At 61.1% G+C, this 15799-nt stretch carries 9 protein-coding genes; 5 read left to right on the top strand and 4 right to left on the bottom strand.

Annotated features, from left to right (window positions below; genetic code table 11):
• Positions 1 to 15: 15 nt before the first annotated feature.
• Entirely contained in the window at positions 16 to 1452 is a 1437-nt protein-coding gene (locus tag DFR46_RS03935) for an 8'-apo-carotenoid 13,14-cleaving dioxygenase (protein WP_116235265.1), read from the bottom strand.
• Between the two features lie 77 nt (positions 1453 to 1529).
• On the opposite strand from DFR46_RS03935, the gene DFR46_RS03930 reads away from it, so the two are divergent.
• Positions 1530 to 2129 (top strand): TetR/AcrR family transcriptional regulator, encoded by a 600-nt coding sequence (locus DFR46_RS03930; protein ID WP_116235264.1) that lies wholly within the window; start codon positions 1530 to 1532, stop codon positions 2127 to 2129.
• Here the strand turns inward: DFR46_RS03930 and DFR46_RS03925 are convergent.
• The gene (locus DFR46_RS03925; RefSeq protein ID WP_245953660.1) at positions 2126 to 3097 is read right to left on the bottom strand and encodes a tetratricopeptide repeat protein; all 972 of its coding nucleotides are present in this window, start codon (positions 3095 to 3097) and stop codon (positions 2126 to 2128) included. The genes DFR46_RS03930 and DFR46_RS03925 overlap by 4 nt on opposite strands.
• A 326-nt stretch (positions 3098 to 3423) precedes the next feature.
• Between DFR46_RS03925 and DFR46_RS03915 the strand changes: the two genes are divergently transcribed.
• Genes DFR46_RS03915 through DFR46_RS03900 form a run of 4 tightly spaced genes read left to right on the top strand, consistent with a single transcriptional unit; the run spans position 3424 to position 9547 of the window.
• Complete coding sequence (locus DFR46_RS03915) at positions 3424 to 5868, top strand: cyclic nucleotide-binding domain-containing protein (protein WP_245953659.1); 2445 nt, start codon at positions 3424 to 3426, stop codon at positions 5866 to 5868.
• A gap of 23 nt (positions 5869 to 5891) precedes the next feature.
• The gene (locus DFR46_RS03910) at positions 5892 to 6782 is read left to right on the top strand and encodes a hypothetical protein (protein ID WP_425453094.1); all 891 of its coding nucleotides are present in this window, start codon (positions 5892 to 5894) and stop codon (positions 6780 to 6782) included.
• A gap of 7 nt (positions 6783 to 6789) precedes the next feature.
• Positions 6790 to 8628: a cytochrome c3 family protein gene (locus DFR46_RS03905; RefSeq protein ID WP_116235260.1), complete on the top strand. Its 1839-nt coding sequence runs from the start codon at positions 6790 to 6792 to the stop codon at positions 8626 to 8628.
• A gap of 55 nt (positions 8629 to 8683) precedes the next feature.
• Positions 8684 to 9547: a phosphodiesterase gene (locus tag DFR46_RS03900; RefSeq protein WP_116235259.1), complete on the top strand. Its 864-nt coding sequence runs from the start codon at positions 8684 to 8686 to the stop codon at positions 9545 to 9547.
• Between the two features lie 3 nt (positions 9548 to 9550).
• On the opposite strand, the gene DFR46_RS03895 is transcribed toward DFR46_RS03900, so the two are convergent.
• The gene (locus DFR46_RS03895; RefSeq protein WP_116235258.1) at positions 9551 to 13861 is read right to left on the bottom strand and encodes an LVIVD repeat-containing protein; all 4311 of its coding nucleotides are present in this window, start codon (positions 13859 to 13861) and stop codon (positions 9551 to 9553) included.
• A complete protein-coding gene (locus DFR46_RS03890; protein WP_116235257.1) occupies positions 13861 to 15798 on the bottom strand; it encodes a hypothetical protein in 1938 nt (645 codons plus the stop codon). Before DFR46_RS03890 ends, DFR46_RS03895 begins: the two co-directional genes overlap by 1 nt.
• Position 15799: the final 1 nt, after the last annotated feature.

The raw sequence follows: 15799 nt of genomic DNA, 5'->3' as shown, positions 1-15799 counted from the left end.
GCTGTCAGGCCGGGCTCAGGCAGCATCCACCCAGTTACCGTGGAACCCTGGCGGAATGCGGTGGGGCAGGCGGACCCGCGCCACCGGATCGCCGGTAAAGTTCGCGGCGTCGAGGATCGCGAAGTCCGTACTATCCGTGTTCATGTCGACCACCAGGCCGACCAGCCAGCCCTCTTGCTCGCCTGCGCCGCGCGGAACGAAGACGAATTCGCCGGGATGGCGGTGCGCACCGAAATCATGCGTTTCGCGGGTTCCCGCTTCGAGATCATATTTGAACAGGCGCGTATCGTTGATCAGGCCCGGAACGCTCTCGCTGTCTTCGCTGGCCATGCAATAGGCGTAGCGATATGGCTTGCCGGTCAACCTTTCATCGAAGCGCGGGAATTCCTGGTTAGTGTCGTCGATAACGCTGCGCTCGACGACTCCGCCCTTGGCATCAATCGTCCAGCGTTCGAACGCGCTTTGCGAGCCATCCGGGCCGTCATATCCTTCTGCGAACATCCGGTCATGCGTCACGATATCCATGGTTATGCTGCCGTCCGCATTCTCGAAGGCGTTGCAGGGATGGAATGCATAGCAGGGGGCGACATCGTGCCAGATGACATCGGCGTTGCTTCCGCTGCGCGGCATCAGGCCGACCCGGGCCTTATGATCCGGGTTCCAGCGATAGGGAAAGCCATGTCCGCTGATCAGCGTTTTCATCGAGAAAGTGACGGGCAGGTCGAGGACGATCACGTAGTTCTTCGTTATCGCGCAGTCATGGATGCTCGGTCCATGCTCGACGGAAATCGGTTCTTCGCGCACGACCTTGCCATCCGGCCCGACCACCGTGTGCCATACAGTGTCCGCAACATCGCCCTTGTAACAGATGGAGTGCATCTCGCCGGATTCCGGATCGAGATGCGGATGGGCGGAGAAGGGGCCTTTGAGCGTGCCGTCAAACGGGTTGATGGCGAGCGTTTCCAGTTCTTCGCTGAGCTCGACCGGGCTGTTGCCGGCTTCAACGATGGCCCAGGTGCGGCCGTTCTGACCCACGATATTGGTGTTGGCGCTGCCGCGTTCGCGATCTTCGGGGCAGGGCACCATCGGTTCGCCCAGGGCCCGGCTCACGGCTTCGGAACGGATCCAGCGGTTGCGATACCATTCGGCCTTGCCGTTCCGGATTCTGAGGCCATGCGCCATGCCGTCGCCGAGAAACCAGTGATAGGTGGCGGCGTTTGGCGGGGTTACCGGATTGGGGCCAATACGGAGATAGCGCCCGTCCAGTTCCGCCGGAATTGCGCCGTCGACCTCCAGTTCGGTCAATGTGAGTTCGGCTTCCATCGGTTTGTGGACGCCGGTGAGATAGGGATGGTCGTCGCTGCGGGTCTTCAGGGCAGCGCTGACTTTTGAGACGCCCATGATACCGGACGTTACGGTCTTGCGGATAGTCTTTTCGATTGCGCTGGCCATGGCGGAATTCCTTGCGTGAGCAGATGGGCGATTCGTTATGTTGACACTGTTAACTCAGCAATGGTAACAGTGTCAACATGGAAGAATTGGCAAACCGACAAGCCTATCATCATGGCGACTTGCGCAGCGCACTCATCGAGACGGGGCTGCACTTGCTGAAAACGAAAGCGCATGGCGATATCGGCCTGCGGGAAGTGGCGCGCGAAACCGGCGTGAGCGCAACGGCCGTCTATCGACACTTCCCGGACAAGGATGCGCTTATGCGCGCGCTTGCCCTTGCCGGGTATGAAAAGCTGTTCGATGCGCAGGAGGCTGCGGCGGCGGCCAAATCGTCGAGGGAAGAATCGTTTCGCGCTACCGGACAGGCCTATGTTCATTTTGCCGTCGCCAACCCGGCGCTGTTCGGTGTGATGACCAAATATATGTCCGATGCGCCCGGTGAAGAGGCGCGCGCCCGGGCGGCACAGGCCAGGCCGGGGGTGTCGCTAAGGGAGAATATCGCCTCGTTGCTGCCCGATGGGGCGAGCAAGCGGGCGCAGGATGTCGTCGCAATACAGGCGATGGCGCTGGTTCACGGTCTGGCGCAACTCGTCCTTGGCGGCCAGATTCCCAACGATCCTGACCTTATCAACGCGGCTGTCGACCAGTTTGGCAACTGGCGCCGCGTACAGGACTAGGCTTCGGGCACGCCGAGTGCGCGCGCCGCCGCATTGATCCGTTCGAGCTGTGCGGAATTCCCCGCAACGGCCTCTCGCGCCCGGCGCCACGCGCCCCCGGCTTGCGCTGACTGGCCCAACTGCATGCGGGACCGCATCAGCATGATCCAGCCGTCCGGGTCGTTCGGATTGGCGGTCAGGCGCTGATCGAGGCCATTGACCATATCTTCGATCATCATGTCCTGCTGGCCCTGCGGCAAGTTACTTGCCGCCCGCATTTCCGCTGGACTCGGGCCCGGAATAGCCTGGGTGGCCGCGGCGGGAACATTGGTTTGCGCGCGAGTTCCCGGCGGCGGCACGCGGCCTTCGACATCGATGTCGTGTTCGGCCGAAACTTCTGCAATCAGGCGGCGCAGATCGGGCTCCCACGGGGCGCCTGCCGGCGTATCGCCAAGCAATGCAATCCAGTCATCGATCGCGCCTGCATGATCGCCAGCAATGTCTTTGCGAACGCCTTCGAAATAGCGCGCGCGGGGATCGGCTGGATCGAGTTCCAGGGCGCGGGCGAAGGCTTGCTGTGCTTCTTCCGGGAATCCTTCGTCCGCCGCTAGGGCCAGCGCTTCGCCGCGGGCCGCATGATAGCGCGCCAGTGTCGGGTTCAGCTCGCTCGCCTGACCATAGGCGCGGGCCGCTTCCGGATACCGACCGGTCTGGAAATAGGAGAGGCCGAGTAGCGCCCAGCCTTCCTCATCCTCGGGGTTGGCTTCGAGCCGCGCCTCGAGCTGCGGGATAGCTTGGGCGAGTTCGGCGTTGCCCATAGCCGCCGCCTGGTCCGTGCCTTCGGGCGCGCCGCTTACGGCCGCGCCCCTGTCATCTCCCCGGGCAATCGCGAAGCCGATAGAGAAGGTCGCAACGGCCGCCGCCGCAATCAGGGCGTAGCGGGCCATATTGCCGCTCGTGGATTTTGCTGTGTCTTTGTCTGATGTCATGCAGGATGATGTCTACAAATCGGGGATTCATGTCCAGCAGGAATTTACCGCGGCTATTGCAGTCGGCCGATCGAGGCGGGGAAGCTATATCCGTCGCGGTAGCCATGCGGCCTCGTCGAATCGTCGCACGGCATCGATTTGCGCCGCGACGCCCATCGGATAGTGTCAGCTTTTCCGCTAACCGGTTCGCATTAAGCAAGACTTTCCTCCAATAGCTCTAGCTTGTCCGGGCAAAGATGTTAGGGTGTGCCCGGGCGCACAGTTTACGGGATGAGCATGGGGTAAACCCGGCCATCTATGGGGCAGTTGGACGGCAGGGGGTTTTATTGGCGGACGCATATCGTATCGCTATTGTCGGGTCGGGGCCGGCGGGCCTGAGCGCCGCAGCCCGTGCCGCGCAGCTTGGCGTATCGCACATCCTGATCGAGAAGACCGACCACCTTTCCGATACGATTTACAAATATCAGAAGGGCAAGCATGTGATGGCCACGCCGAGCCAGCTTGTGCTGCGCTCGGACATGGATTTCGAAGCCGGAAAGCGCGAGGTCGTGCTCGGCACATGGGACGAGCAAACCGCCGGTCATGATGTCAATGTCAGGCTCAATTCGGAAGTAAAAGCTGTCGAGGGAGATGCCGGCAACTTTCGGATCACCTTTGCCGATGGCGAGACGGTTTCGGCTGAAAATATCATTCTGGCCATCGGCACTCAGGGCAATCCTAATCTGGTGCGCTGCCCCGTCGATGACGGTGCGGTCGTTCAGTATACGCTCGATGATCCCGGCGAATATGTAGACGAGCATATCACGATTATCGGTGGTGGCGATGCCGGTATCGAGAATGCTCTGGGGCTTGCGGCTGACCCCGAACAGAATAACAGCGTTACTCTCGTCAACCGGGGCCCCGAATTCGCGACGGCCAAGGGGGCCAATGTCAAAGCGCTGCTGGCGGCGGGCGATGCCGGACGCATTTCCATACTCACCGAAACCACGGCCTCGCATATCGGCACGGGGGAGATAACCTTCGATACGCGCGACGGGGAAACCAAGATACGATGCGATCGTGTCATCGCGCGGATGGGCTCGGCCCCGCCGCGGGCTTTTGTGGAGGCCTGCGGCGCCGAATTTTCGGGCCCGGACCGCAATGCCTTCCCGGTGCTTTCGCCGACCTTCGAAAGCAGCAAGAAGGGCGTGTATGTGATCGGCGCGCTGGCCGGTTATCCGCTGATCAAGCATTGCATGAACCAGGGCCATGACGTGGTCGAGTTCATCAATGGCAACACGACGCTCAAACCCGCCGACGAACCGATCCTCGAAGCCAAGTTCAAGAATTTGCCCGGCCGCAAAAGCGTCGACGAATGGCTCGAATTCCTGCGCAGTAGCGTCACGATCCTGGAACCCATGACGCCGCTTCAGATGCGCGAATTCATGCTCGACAGTGAAGTCAGGGCTTATCGACGCGGCGAGACTTTGTTCGACCGTGCCGATCCCGGATCTTCACTCTTCGCAATAGCCAGCGGATCGGTGCTGGTGCAGGTCGATGCCGATGATCCGTCGAAAACGGTCGGCATCGAATGCGGCTCAATCGTCGGCGAGGTGGGCCTGGTTTCGGGGCGTCGCCGCGGCTCGACGGTTGTTGCGGCGGAAGATTCCATTTGTGTCGAAATTCCGCGCATGGCCGCGCTCAAGCTGCAAAGTCAGGTTCCGCCCGCACGGGATGCCATCACGCGGATTGCGACCGAACGGCAATTGTTGCAGATGTTCGGTTCCGGGCTGACCAAGGAAGACATTGCCGAAATCGTAGACAGCGCCGAGATCATGACGATCAAGGCCGGCGAGGCGATCATCGAAGAGGGCGATACCGGTATCGATCTCTATGTGATCCGTTCAGGCTCAATGGTCGTCGAGAAGATGGTCGGGCGCAAACCGGTATTCCTCTCCTACCTGCCGGCCGGCTCCTATGTCGGTGAAATGGCGGTGCTCGACGATACGCCGCGCACGGCAACGGTGCGCGCGGCGATCAAATCGGAAGTCATCAAGGTCGATGGCCATGCCTTCCGAGCATTGCTTGAGAAGAATCCCGAGCTGCTTGCACGCGCCCGAAGCGATGTCGAAGCGCGCGAAAATGTGAACAATTTCGTCGAGGCGAAAAAGGACAGCTTCTCCGGCGTTGTCGACATGTACAGTTCGATATCCTCCTTCCTGGTCGAGAACGGCATTGGCGAAGCGACGGATGTCCTGCTGATCGATGAAAATCTGTGCGTCGGCTGCGACAATTGCGAGAAGGCCTGTGCCGATAGCCATGAGGGACTGTCGCGGCTCAACCGCGAGGCGGGGCGGACCTATGCGCATCTCCATGTTCCGACCAGCTGCCGCCATTGCGAGCACCCGCACTGCATGGCCGATTGCCCGCCCAACGCGATCCATCGCGGTGATGATGGCGAGGTGTTTATCGACGATACCTGCATCGGTTGCGGCAACTGCCAGAGAAACTGCCCGTATGGCGTGATCCGCATGGAAAAAGTGCCGCCACCCAAACCGTCATTGCTGAGCTGGCTGTTTTTCGGTTCAGGGCCGGGACCGGGCGAACCGGAACATGACTGGATTGAGGAGAGAGTGGCCGAAGACACGCCCAAACAGGCGATCAAATGCGACATGTGTGCAGGCATCAAGGGGGGGCCGGCTTGTGTGCGGGCCTGCCCGACGGGCGCCGCCATTCGGGTTGCGCCGGAAGAATTCCTGTCGGTTGCCCGGCTTGAAACGGAGCAAGGCTGAGCATGGCGACCCGGAGAGCAGACGTGGGCACGGATTTGGCCGAAACCGACGAGGTCGAGCGGAGCACGGTCTCGACAGGAGCCCGGCATGAGGGCGTATGGCGATATCGCGGTAGCTATTGGGGGAAAATGGCGCTCGGCATTTCGGTCACCCTGATCATCGCTTATGTGCTGATCGATGTAGAGCCGCGGCACAATGGCGGCAGCTGGCTCGGCTACACCCTGGGAACGGCGGGTGGCGGTCTCATCCTGTGGCTGACGATGCTCGGGGTCCGCAAGCGTGCGATGACGCCCGGTCGCTGGTCGCTCAAGGGGTGGACATCGGCGCATGTCTATCTCGGCCTGTCGCTTGTCGTGATCGGGACGTTGCACACCGGCTTCCAGTTAGGATGGAACGTCCATACCCTGGCCTGGGTGCTGATGATGATCGTTATCGTCACCGGCATTTTCGGGATAACGGTTTATGGTATTCTGCCGCGTCAGCTCAGCAGTAATCGCGATGAGACGACCGAAGCACAGATGCTGGAAACGGTAACCGATATCGATCGTCAGCTGTTCGATACCGCGCAGCCGCTCGATGCGGACGGCGCGGCTGTCATCCAGGAGGCGATCGACGAAACGCCGTTCGATGGCGGGATCGGGCAAAGGCTGAGCGGCAAATATCGCGGCGGGGGAACGGCGCGCGGTCTGGCCGATTTCCGGGCGCGCTCTTCGCACGGAGACCGGTCGCTTGACGAACTTTACGATCGGCTCGAGGCACTTTTGGCGCGCAAACAGGCGGCGCTTTCGCGCATCCGCAGGCATTTGCGGATCAAGGCTCTGCTTCAGATCTGGCTGTATATCCATGTTCCGATGACCTTTGCGCTGCTTGCGGCACTGTCTGCGCATATCGTCAGCGTATTTTTCTACTGGTAGGGGTGCGATGAGCTTTGTCGTCAAATATCGTTCGCGCACGTCGGGGGGTCGGGAGATCATCCGGGCGAAGACCGTTGATTCCGATACGCTGAAAATCGGCCGCAGCGCCGAGTGCGATATCGTTCTGAGCGATCTCGGTGTGACACTGCATCATGCAACAATCCAGCTTTCGGGCAAAAGCCAGGTCACCATCGTTACCGAGGAAAATCTGCCGGTTACCGTCAATGGCCGGTCGACGACGCGGGCGGATATCAGCGCGGTGCGCGGCGGAACGGTGCGTATCGGACCGCACCGGCTGAGCATCGGGATCGGCGATGGTGAGGGCGAAGAGGGCCGAATCGCCATCACCGTCGATCGCGAAGAAAGTGCGGACAAAGTCAAAGCGCACCGGATGTTCTCGCTGGCCGGCGTGGTCCCTGGCAAGCGGATCACTTCCTGGGTTTTCGTCGCGCTGATCCTCCTCTCCTGCCTCGCCTTTCCCATCTATTCCTATTATTCGAGCAAGGGTGTCGAGCAGCGCGCGGACGGCTTTCACGCCGATACACTCTGGGTGAGCGGGGCGATGTCCGACGGGCATGCCAATCTCGCCAACGACTGCCAGTCCTGCCATGTCGAGGCCTTTGTCTCGGTCCGCGACAGCGCCTGTGTGGAATGCCATACCGACATACCCGATCATGCCGAGGCCGATCTGATGGCGACGGCGGAACCGGAACTTGGCTTCGGTCGTAGCTTCCTGCGAACAGTTGCAACGGCGTTCAACCGGCCCGAGCGCAGCTGCGCATCATGCCATGTCGAACATGAAGGTGCAGGCCGGATGGCGGCGGCTCCGCAGCAATTCTGTGCCGATTGCCACACTGATCTCGATACCCGGCTCACCGAAACCAGTCTGCTAAATGCGCATGATTTCGGCAGCGATCATCCCGAGTTCCGCCCCCGCATCATGACGAGGCCGGCTGACGAGAATGGCATGGCGCGCTATCGCCGGGTCAGCATCGACGATGAACCGCAGGAAAATACCGGCCTCAAATTTCCGCATGAGCTGCATCTTTCGGACACCAACGGCGTGGCGCGGATGGCGCAACGGTTGAGCGATGAATATGGCTTCGGTGAAGCGCTCGATTGTGCGGACTGCCATGTCGCGACACCGGACGGAACGCGCTTTGAACCGATCTCGATGGAAGCCAATTGCCAGATGTGCCACAGCCTTGCCTTCGATCGCATCGGCGGAACGGTCCGCACTTTGCGCCATGGCGAGCCGGAAATGGTCATCGCCGACATCCGGGCCTTTTATCGCGGAACTTCGCCCCGCCGCCCGATCGATCTTTCCGGCATGGAGCGTCGCCGGCCGGGCGATGACAGCCGTGCGCGAACCGTTGGCCGGTATCAGTTCGCTGCGCGTACGCGGTACGCCCAGGCGGACTCAGCTATCCGCGCGGTATTCTCACGCGACGGCGCCTGCTTCGATTGCCATGAGGTGGAACGTCCGCCGACGCGCGCCTCGCTCGCTTTCGACATTGTCCCGGTTCGCCAGATTTCGCGCTATATGCATGATGGGTGGTTCGATCATGCGGCGCATGAAACGGAGGATTGTTCGACCTGCCATGTCGCGTCGGAATCCGAGGAAGCCAGCGACGTGCTGTTGCCGGGAATCGAAACATGCAGGGATTGCCATGCCGGGGCCGTGGCGGGCGGCAACGAAATCGTCTCTACCTGTGCTATGTGTCACAGCTATCATGCAGACGATGCGGCACCTTATCTTGTCCGCGCACGGAATAATCGCGGTCAAAGGCCGCGCAGCGTTCGGGATTATGGAGGGTTGGCGATCAACCCCCGTGGAGACCGCTGAGCAATAGAGAGTCGGAACAGGGAGGGCGCATGGCAGATAGGGAAACCCCAGCTCCATGCTGATTGCACAGATAACCGACATTCATCTGGGTTTCGATCCGGACGACCCGGCGGAATTCAACCGTCGCCGGCTCGATCAGGTGCTGGAACGGCTCTGTGAGATGGAGCCACTTCCCGATCTGTTGCTCGCGACCGGCGATCTTACCGACAAGGGCGATACCGACAGCTATCGGCGGCTGAAATCGGCCTTTGGCCGCTGCCCCTTTCCCGTCTGGCCCTGTATGGGTAACCATGACGATCGCGACGGCTTTGCGAAGCTCTTTCCCGAAGTGCCCAAGTCCGACGGCTTTGTTCAATATGTAATCGACGAAGATCGCTGGCCGATCCGGATGATTGTTCTCGATACGCTGGAGCCGGGCCGGCATGGCGGCGCATTTTGTGACACGCGCGCATCATGGCTCAGCGAGCGGCTTGCAGAGGAACGCGACAAACCAACGCTGATCGTGCTGCACCACCCGCCGATCGAAACGGGAATCCCCTGGATGACGAGCGAGCCCGAAGCACAATGGGTGACCAATTTGCGCGACGCTCTGGCCCCCGCAAACAATGTTATCGGCCTGATTGCCGGCCATATCCACCGGCCAATCGTGACAGGTTGGGCCGGGCTTCCGCTCGCGGTTACACCGTCAACCGCGCCGCAAGTGGCGCTCGACCTCAGGCCGATCGATCCGGCGAAACCGGACAATCGCCCGATGATCGTCGCCGATCCGGCCGCCTATGCGCTCCATTATTGGAATGGTGCCGCCCTGATCTCGCATCTTTGCAACGCGGACGACCATGTCCAACTCGCCCGCTATGACGAGACGATGCAGCCGCTGGTGAGATATCTTCTCGAAGAACATGCGAACGACCGCAAATAGCGGTCAGCGCCGGGCGAAAGCCGCCGTCACCCAATTGTCCATATTGACTTCGTCGCTGACCCGGTAGGGCACCCGGCGGCTGTTGAGGAACAGCCGTTCCATTTCGCTGCGGGTAAAGGGCCGGGATCCTTGCCGGCCGAAAATAGCCATCTGGCCGCCAGTTTCATCGACACCGCGATCCCGGTCCAGCCCTTTGGAAAGGGCGAGGGCGGGCGAGGATGTCCGTACCCAGGCGATCATTTCCGGCACCGGCGCGGGCGAGAAGCCATAGAAATTGGGCTGGCTCGACGGGCTTGTCAGCTGCAACACCTTCATCCCGTTCACTCCATCTGCGATATAGGCGAAGAGCGAGGCATTGGTTGTGCCAACAATCACGTCATTGGTGTCCGGCGTTTCGCCTTCCCGGGCGAACCGGCTGTGTTCCACCGGTGCTTCGGGATTGGTGACGTTGAGGATAACGAGCCCGTCGTGTCCGGCCGCCACATAGGCATAGGTCCGCGCAACATAAAGCCGCCGCGCATCGGCGAGCGGGAAGGTGGCTTCCGGAATCAGGCGCGGTTCTTCGAGACTGGTCACGTCGATAAGCTGTACACCTTCCGCCGTCGTGACCCAGAGATAACGGAACTGCAGGGCCGAGGCCCGTGCGTCGTTGAGCGGAATGGTGGTCACATGACGCGGTTCGAGCGGATTATCGAGATCGACGACAACCATTCCGGCATCCGCCGCGATATAGGCATAATGGCCGCCAAGAACGATATGACGGGCGCCGTTCAGCACACCATTCTCGTTCCACGTCACCGCGCGATCGAGGAAGTTGTTGCGCAGCTCGCCATCGGCCATCGTGTTCACATTGACGAGGAACATGCCCTCCACGCTGTCCGTGACCACGGCATAGTTATAGATGGGATGGAAGCGCTGCTCCCGGTTGATGTCGAGCAGGCTGCGTTCCGTGCCGTCGGCCTCGGTGACCATGATGCTGGCCATGCGTTCCTGGCGGGTCGGCGCGATATTCTGGTTGGTCGGCAGCGCCATGCAGGTGGCGTTCTCCGAATCCACGCGCGTGTCATGGCCCAGCGGAGAGAAGGGCGCGGTAATGATCCGCTCTGAAAAGCCCTTGTTCGCAATGCTGGCGACATCATAAACTTGGAAGCCGCCCCGTCCTTCGGCGACAAACATATATTCGCCGCGCAGCTGGAGGCACTGGGCTGCGCCGTTCGTGCCCTGCGTGATATGTTCGATTTCTTCCAACGCCCGGGTTTCTCCCGACAGGTCGGCATCGAATATCCGTCCCCGCCGGAACTCGCGCAGCTCCCGGTCATGATCCTCGACATGAATGCGCCAGTAATCGGGATAGGCGAAGCGATGGAGATAGGAACCGAACACGGCCTGGGGTTCGTCCCATTCGGTTACGCGGATGGCCTGGAATCCTCGTTCGTTGCCAACCCATGCGTTGAGTCCGACGAAATTGACGAAATTGGTTCCCTGCAGCAGCAGCTGCGCCATGATCGCATTATTGTCGTTTGCTTCGGACAGGTGGCAATCGGTGCATTGCTTGGTTTCCGTTCGGCGGACGGTGTGCGGGAAATGCGGCGCAAAAGCCTGGCTCGAATAGCCCGAGGCCGATATCGGCGGCTGTTGTACATAGATGCGCTCGCGGTTGATATTGGTCGAGCTCAGCACCAGCGCCGAACTGGAGCGGACGGGCGCGATGATATTGCCGCGCGTATCCTGATGACGGCCAAGCTGGAACATCTGGTCGCGGGCGACCTGCGGGTTGTAGGTCGCGAAATTGCGGGACTGCAGACCGTCATAATGATGGCTGGAGGTCAGCGCATTGGCCTCGATCGGCAGATGGCAACCGCCGCACGATGTCGTCCAGCTCAGATGACAGGTGAAGCAGGCCATTTCGTCGTCACGGTGCGCGCGGTCTTCGCGCAGGATGCCAGGGCCGAACTCGAACACGCCGCTTTCGGCGCCGCCCCGTCCCATCAGCTTCGATCGCGCGGAGGCTTCGTTGAAATCGGGATGAGTCCGGTCGACCGTGTCGCGGACAAGGCTCACTTCCCATTCCAGTTCGGGATCGATGATTGATCTCTGGACGAGTATCCGGCGACCTTCATTGTCGCGCATCCATTCGAAACGGCGCTGGCCGTCCGGGTTGCGCAACAGGGTCAGGTTGGTGCCGGACGGAGGCGCGGCCGGCCCGGATGTCCGCAGCGTCGGATATTCGTCGGCAGTGCCGTGGCAATCCGCACAGCCAATCTCGACCGCGCTCGCCACTTCGCCATAGATCAGCCCGTTGCCATGGCTGTCTTGCGCGAAATGGCAGTCCGCGCACTGCATGCCGATCTCGGCATGGATATCCATCATATGCACGGAACGGCCCGGATTGGTGCCGACCTCGACAAACTGGCCTTCGCCTTCGCGCCGGAACAGTTCGGGGTCGTCCGGGTCGAGAATATTGCCGTCTTCGTCCAGCATATTGCCGTCCCGGTCGCGGCGGAAGATCGCCCGGAAATTCCAGCCATGGCCGTGATAATCGGCAAATTGCGTCGTCCGTGCCTCGGGATTGATCAGATCGGTAACGTTGCGGACAAAGTCGATATCGCCCCAGCACCCGCGAACAGCAGCCATTTCGGGATTACGGTCGAGGATCGCGAACATCTGTTCGGCGGTGCGGTAGATCTGGTCTTGCGGCCACATCAGCGGCGCATCGCTCTCATAGTCCCACATCGTATAACCGAGGAAGCTGTTCAGGAACATGTTCGGCTGATGCATGTGGCAGTTCATGCACTGCGAAGTCGGGATCGAACGGGTGAAGGCATGCTGGATCGGATGACCGCGCTCACGTTCGGCAAAGGGGGCCGGGGCTGAAGCATGACCGGCTTCCCCGGGGCCGCCGACGCCGTCATGCGTTTCGCCTTCTGGACTTTCCTCGTCGTGATGCTCGCTTCCGCTGCGCTGCGCGCGGATGCTCGCGGCAACCCTGTCAAAGGCTGCACCGCACTGCCCGGGCTCCATCGAGACATCGACTTCCGGCTCTTCATGTGCGTCGGAACGATGCTGGCCTTCGCGTAGCCGGTTGATCGTGGGATCGGCCGTGGCCGACTGTCCGTCCCTGCCAAATTGCGAATAGGTCAGCGAATGGCGCGGTTCGCGGTCATTGGCATAGACGACATGGCAGGACGCACAGCCCGAATGGCGATAATCGCCGGGCTGGTCGTTCGTGCCCATGAACCATGTGAACGGATCGTTGAGGCGGGTCTTGTGGATGTTGAGAACCGGGATCGAAACGCGCAGGCCGGTGCCGGGGCCGCGATTGGACTGGCGCAAGTCCGGTCGGCCGGGTTCCTCAAGCCGCTGGATATTGCCGCCGATATTGGGAATGCCGATCTCGGGAAACTGTGTTGCGATGTTGCGGCCGCCGCGTTCGAACACGCGGAAAATATCGCCGGGCGGAACAACGTGCCAGGTCGGGAGTGGGACAAAACCGGGCAATACGCCGCGTGCTCGGTCCGCGGCAGTGATGCGACTGCTGTCGAGTGGATTGATGGCTTCGTCGTCCGCTCCATGGGCGGTTCTGGGGGAGACGACACTCGCCGGTTCGCCATCGCGCGTATAGGCGCTGCCCAGGATATAGTTCCGGTAGGGAAGGATGCCGTTATTATAGGATGCTCCGCCCCAAAGCATCGCGCCGGTTGCCATCAGTGACCGCTCGGCCGCCTCAATCACCTCGATATGGCAGGCACCGCACGCCTCGCGCACCACGCGATAGTCGGACGGATTGACGAAGCGGATATATTCCGGGCTTTCGCGGGACAGCAATGTGTAGGAACGGTTCGGATTGGCGCTCGACGGGAAGTGCCAGCTGTCCGGGTAAAGCGGTAGCACGTGCGCGCGATACTGAACCGCAAGATACTCCGGGTTTTCGGGGTCGTCGGGCACGGTATCGGGGCGCGCTTCGCGCCAGTTCCCGCCATGGCAGTCGGTGCAACCCAGATTGACGGCAGGCGTGGAATGCATCGACATGCGATCGATATATTCCGCAGTCGCGCGCGATTCATGGTCTTCGATCAGCGTGCCATCTTCGTTCCGATAGGCATGGCAGGTGAGGCAGCCAGAGCTTTTTTCCAGTACGGCAGCTTCGTCTTGATTGCGCGGTGCGGGATCTGCCAGAACGCCCGCCGCCACATAGTCCCGCACTACAGCGGTCTCGCCGCCCGCAGCGCCGCCGGGGCTTGCAACAATGGCGAACAGGATGGTTGCCGCGGCCAGCAGCATCGCGATACGCGGAAGGGAAAGCCAGCTTGTCATCAGTAGGTAAGTATCGCGTTGAAGAGGACGGAGTAATAGGTGCCCGAGCGCCTATCCTGTGCAAACAGGTCGGAAAAGCCATCGCTAGCTTCGAAAACGGCGCCCGACAGTCGAAGCACGATATTCTGCGTGGACAGCGGGCGCCATATTGCAGCAGCCGACAGGTCATAGCCGATTGATGACGGAATGCTGCCTTCATTGCGCAACGCTTGCAGGCTGGCCGTATCCTCGAACCAGAGATGGTTCGCATTGGCCGACAGGCGCAGGGAAGGGGCGATATCGAAATCCGCACCGACGCCGAGCAATATCGTTCCAGGATTGTTGAAATTGGACTGACCCTGCTCCTTGGACGAGCGCAGCGAATTCAATATGCCGTTGCGTCCGTTCACACCGATCGCACGCCCGCCGCCGGCAAAAGGAATGACCTGCCGGATCCAGTAACTGGTGTCCGCGCCGGCAAAGATCGGGTTTTCGAAAATCGCATCGAAGCCGCGCTCGGTATTGTCATAGGGATCGCCGTCGCCGCTCGCATAGAGGCCCGAGAGGCGAAAGCGCATCCAGTCGACATCGTAGCTGAGCTCGGCCGCTCCGAAATAGGCGAAGATATCCGCCGGCTCGTCGGTAAAGAAGCTGCTCCGATCCTCGCCGAGCGCGAGATAGGTGGAGCCGGACACATTGATCCGGCCGATGCGCCCGTCCGCATTATAACCGAGATAGAGCACGTCATAGTTGCGGCCGCGCAACGTGCCGAGCAGTGCCGGTCGTACAGGGAAACCGTTGTCGTCGATTTCCACATCGGTGCGTTCGCGGTTCATATTATAGGTGACGCTGAACTGGCTGGTGAGGCCGGCGACCGGCAGATCCTGCCGAAACAGATTGGCGTGAAAGACATAGTCCGAACGCGGCGTCGCAAAGAGATCGTTCAGCCCCGAATTGGTGTCCTTTTCGAGCCGCATGAAAGCAGCGAGATTATATTGCAGCCGGTTATTGTCTCTCGTGCCGAAAAAGCGAACGCCAAGCTGGTTGTCCTGAAACAGGAAGCCCCGGAAATCGGCGTTGAACGGCTGCACTCCGACCCGGATGGAATCGAAGTCATAGCGCCGCGACGTGTTGCGGAAGTGATAGTCGATGAAGAGTTCCTGGACCCCGGTAAACCAGTCGAAACGATGGCTGGGGCGGCTCGGTTCGACGAACAGGATCCGGCGCTCGTTGACGTCGACATAGTTGAACTGGGTCGCCAGCGTGACCCGGTATTCGACATCGGGCGGCCGATAGGCGGTCGACCCTTTGAGCAGGGCGACCCCGGTGATGAAGGTTTGCGCCAGCACAAGGCTGTCGGCCTGGCCGAACACGTCGAGGCTGTCGGGTTCCGTTGTGGTCTGGACGCCGACGGGTGTCGGGAAGCTGCGCGGTTCGATCACCGTGTCGGACACCGCGTTGACGATGAAGAACCAGTCGTCGCCATTGATCGGCAGCCAGTCCGGCAGGTCGCCGAGCGGGATCGGTCGGTCGCCCTTCAACGTGTTCTGGTTATAGGGGTCGAGGAAATTCTCGTTAACGCCGATGGATTCGACGATCCGCCAGCGATCGGGGACTGGAAACTCGTCACCGGGAAAGGCCTGGGGTGGCGGTGCGCGTACGGCACCGATATTTTCCTGGGTTACCGGGTCGGGAAGATTGGACTGCGGCACGCCGGGCCGGCGGCGGCCGTCGATGATGGTTTCGTCGGCATCGCCCGGTTCCGTCCCGTCTTCGATCTGGATTTCGTTGAGGCCGGTTTCATCTTCGCCCGGTATCCGGCGGCGCATTGCGCTGCCGCCCGGTTCGGCCGCCGCCATGGAAAAAGCGAGCGTCGAGGAAAACGGAGTCGGAGGCCCATAGGCGCCCGGCCCCTGCGCGGCCACCGCGATGCAGATCAGAGGGGCAATGGCCGACATG

Origin of the sequence: Parasphingopyxis lamellibrachiae (assembly GCF_003385775.1) — a bacterium.
Taxonomy (GTDB): Bacteria; Pseudomonadota; Alphaproteobacteria; order Sphingomonadales; family Sphingomonadaceae; genus Parasphingopyxis; species Parasphingopyxis lamellibrachiae.
The sequence above is the reverse complement of the archived record's forward strand: the minus strand, read 5'-3'. Positions and strand labels throughout refer to the sequence as shown.

Excerpts from the sequence above, each read along its gene's own strand:
- DFR46_RS03890 (WP_116235257.1), bottom strand. The coding sequence starts at position 15,798 with ATGTCGGCCATTGCCCCTCTGATCTGCATCGCGGTGGCCGCGCAGGGG.
- DFR46_RS03905 (WP_116235260.1), top strand. The coding sequence starts at position 6,790 with ATGAGCTTTGTCGTCAAATATCGTTCGCGCACGTCGGGGGGTCGGGAG.
- DFR46_RS03925 (WP_245953660.1), bottom strand. The coding sequence starts at position 3,097 with ATGACATCAGACAAAGACACAGCAAAATCCACGAGCGGCAATATGGCC.
- DFR46_RS03935 (WP_116235265.1), bottom strand. The coding sequence starts at position 1,452 with ATGGCCAGCGCAATCGAAAAGACTATCCGCAAGACCGTAACGTCCGGT.
- DFR46_RS03895 (WP_116235258.1), bottom strand. The coding sequence starts at position 13,861 with ATGACAAGCTGGCTTTCCCTTCCGCGTATCGCGATGCTGCTGGCCGCG.
- DFR46_RS03930 (WP_116235264.1), top strand. The coding sequence starts at position 1,530 with ATGGAAGAATTGGCAAACCGACAAGCCTATCATCATGGCGACTTGCGC.
- DFR46_RS03900 (WP_116235259.1), top strand. The coding sequence starts at position 8,684 with ATGCTGATTGCACAGATAACCGACATTCATCTGGGTTTCGATCCGGAC.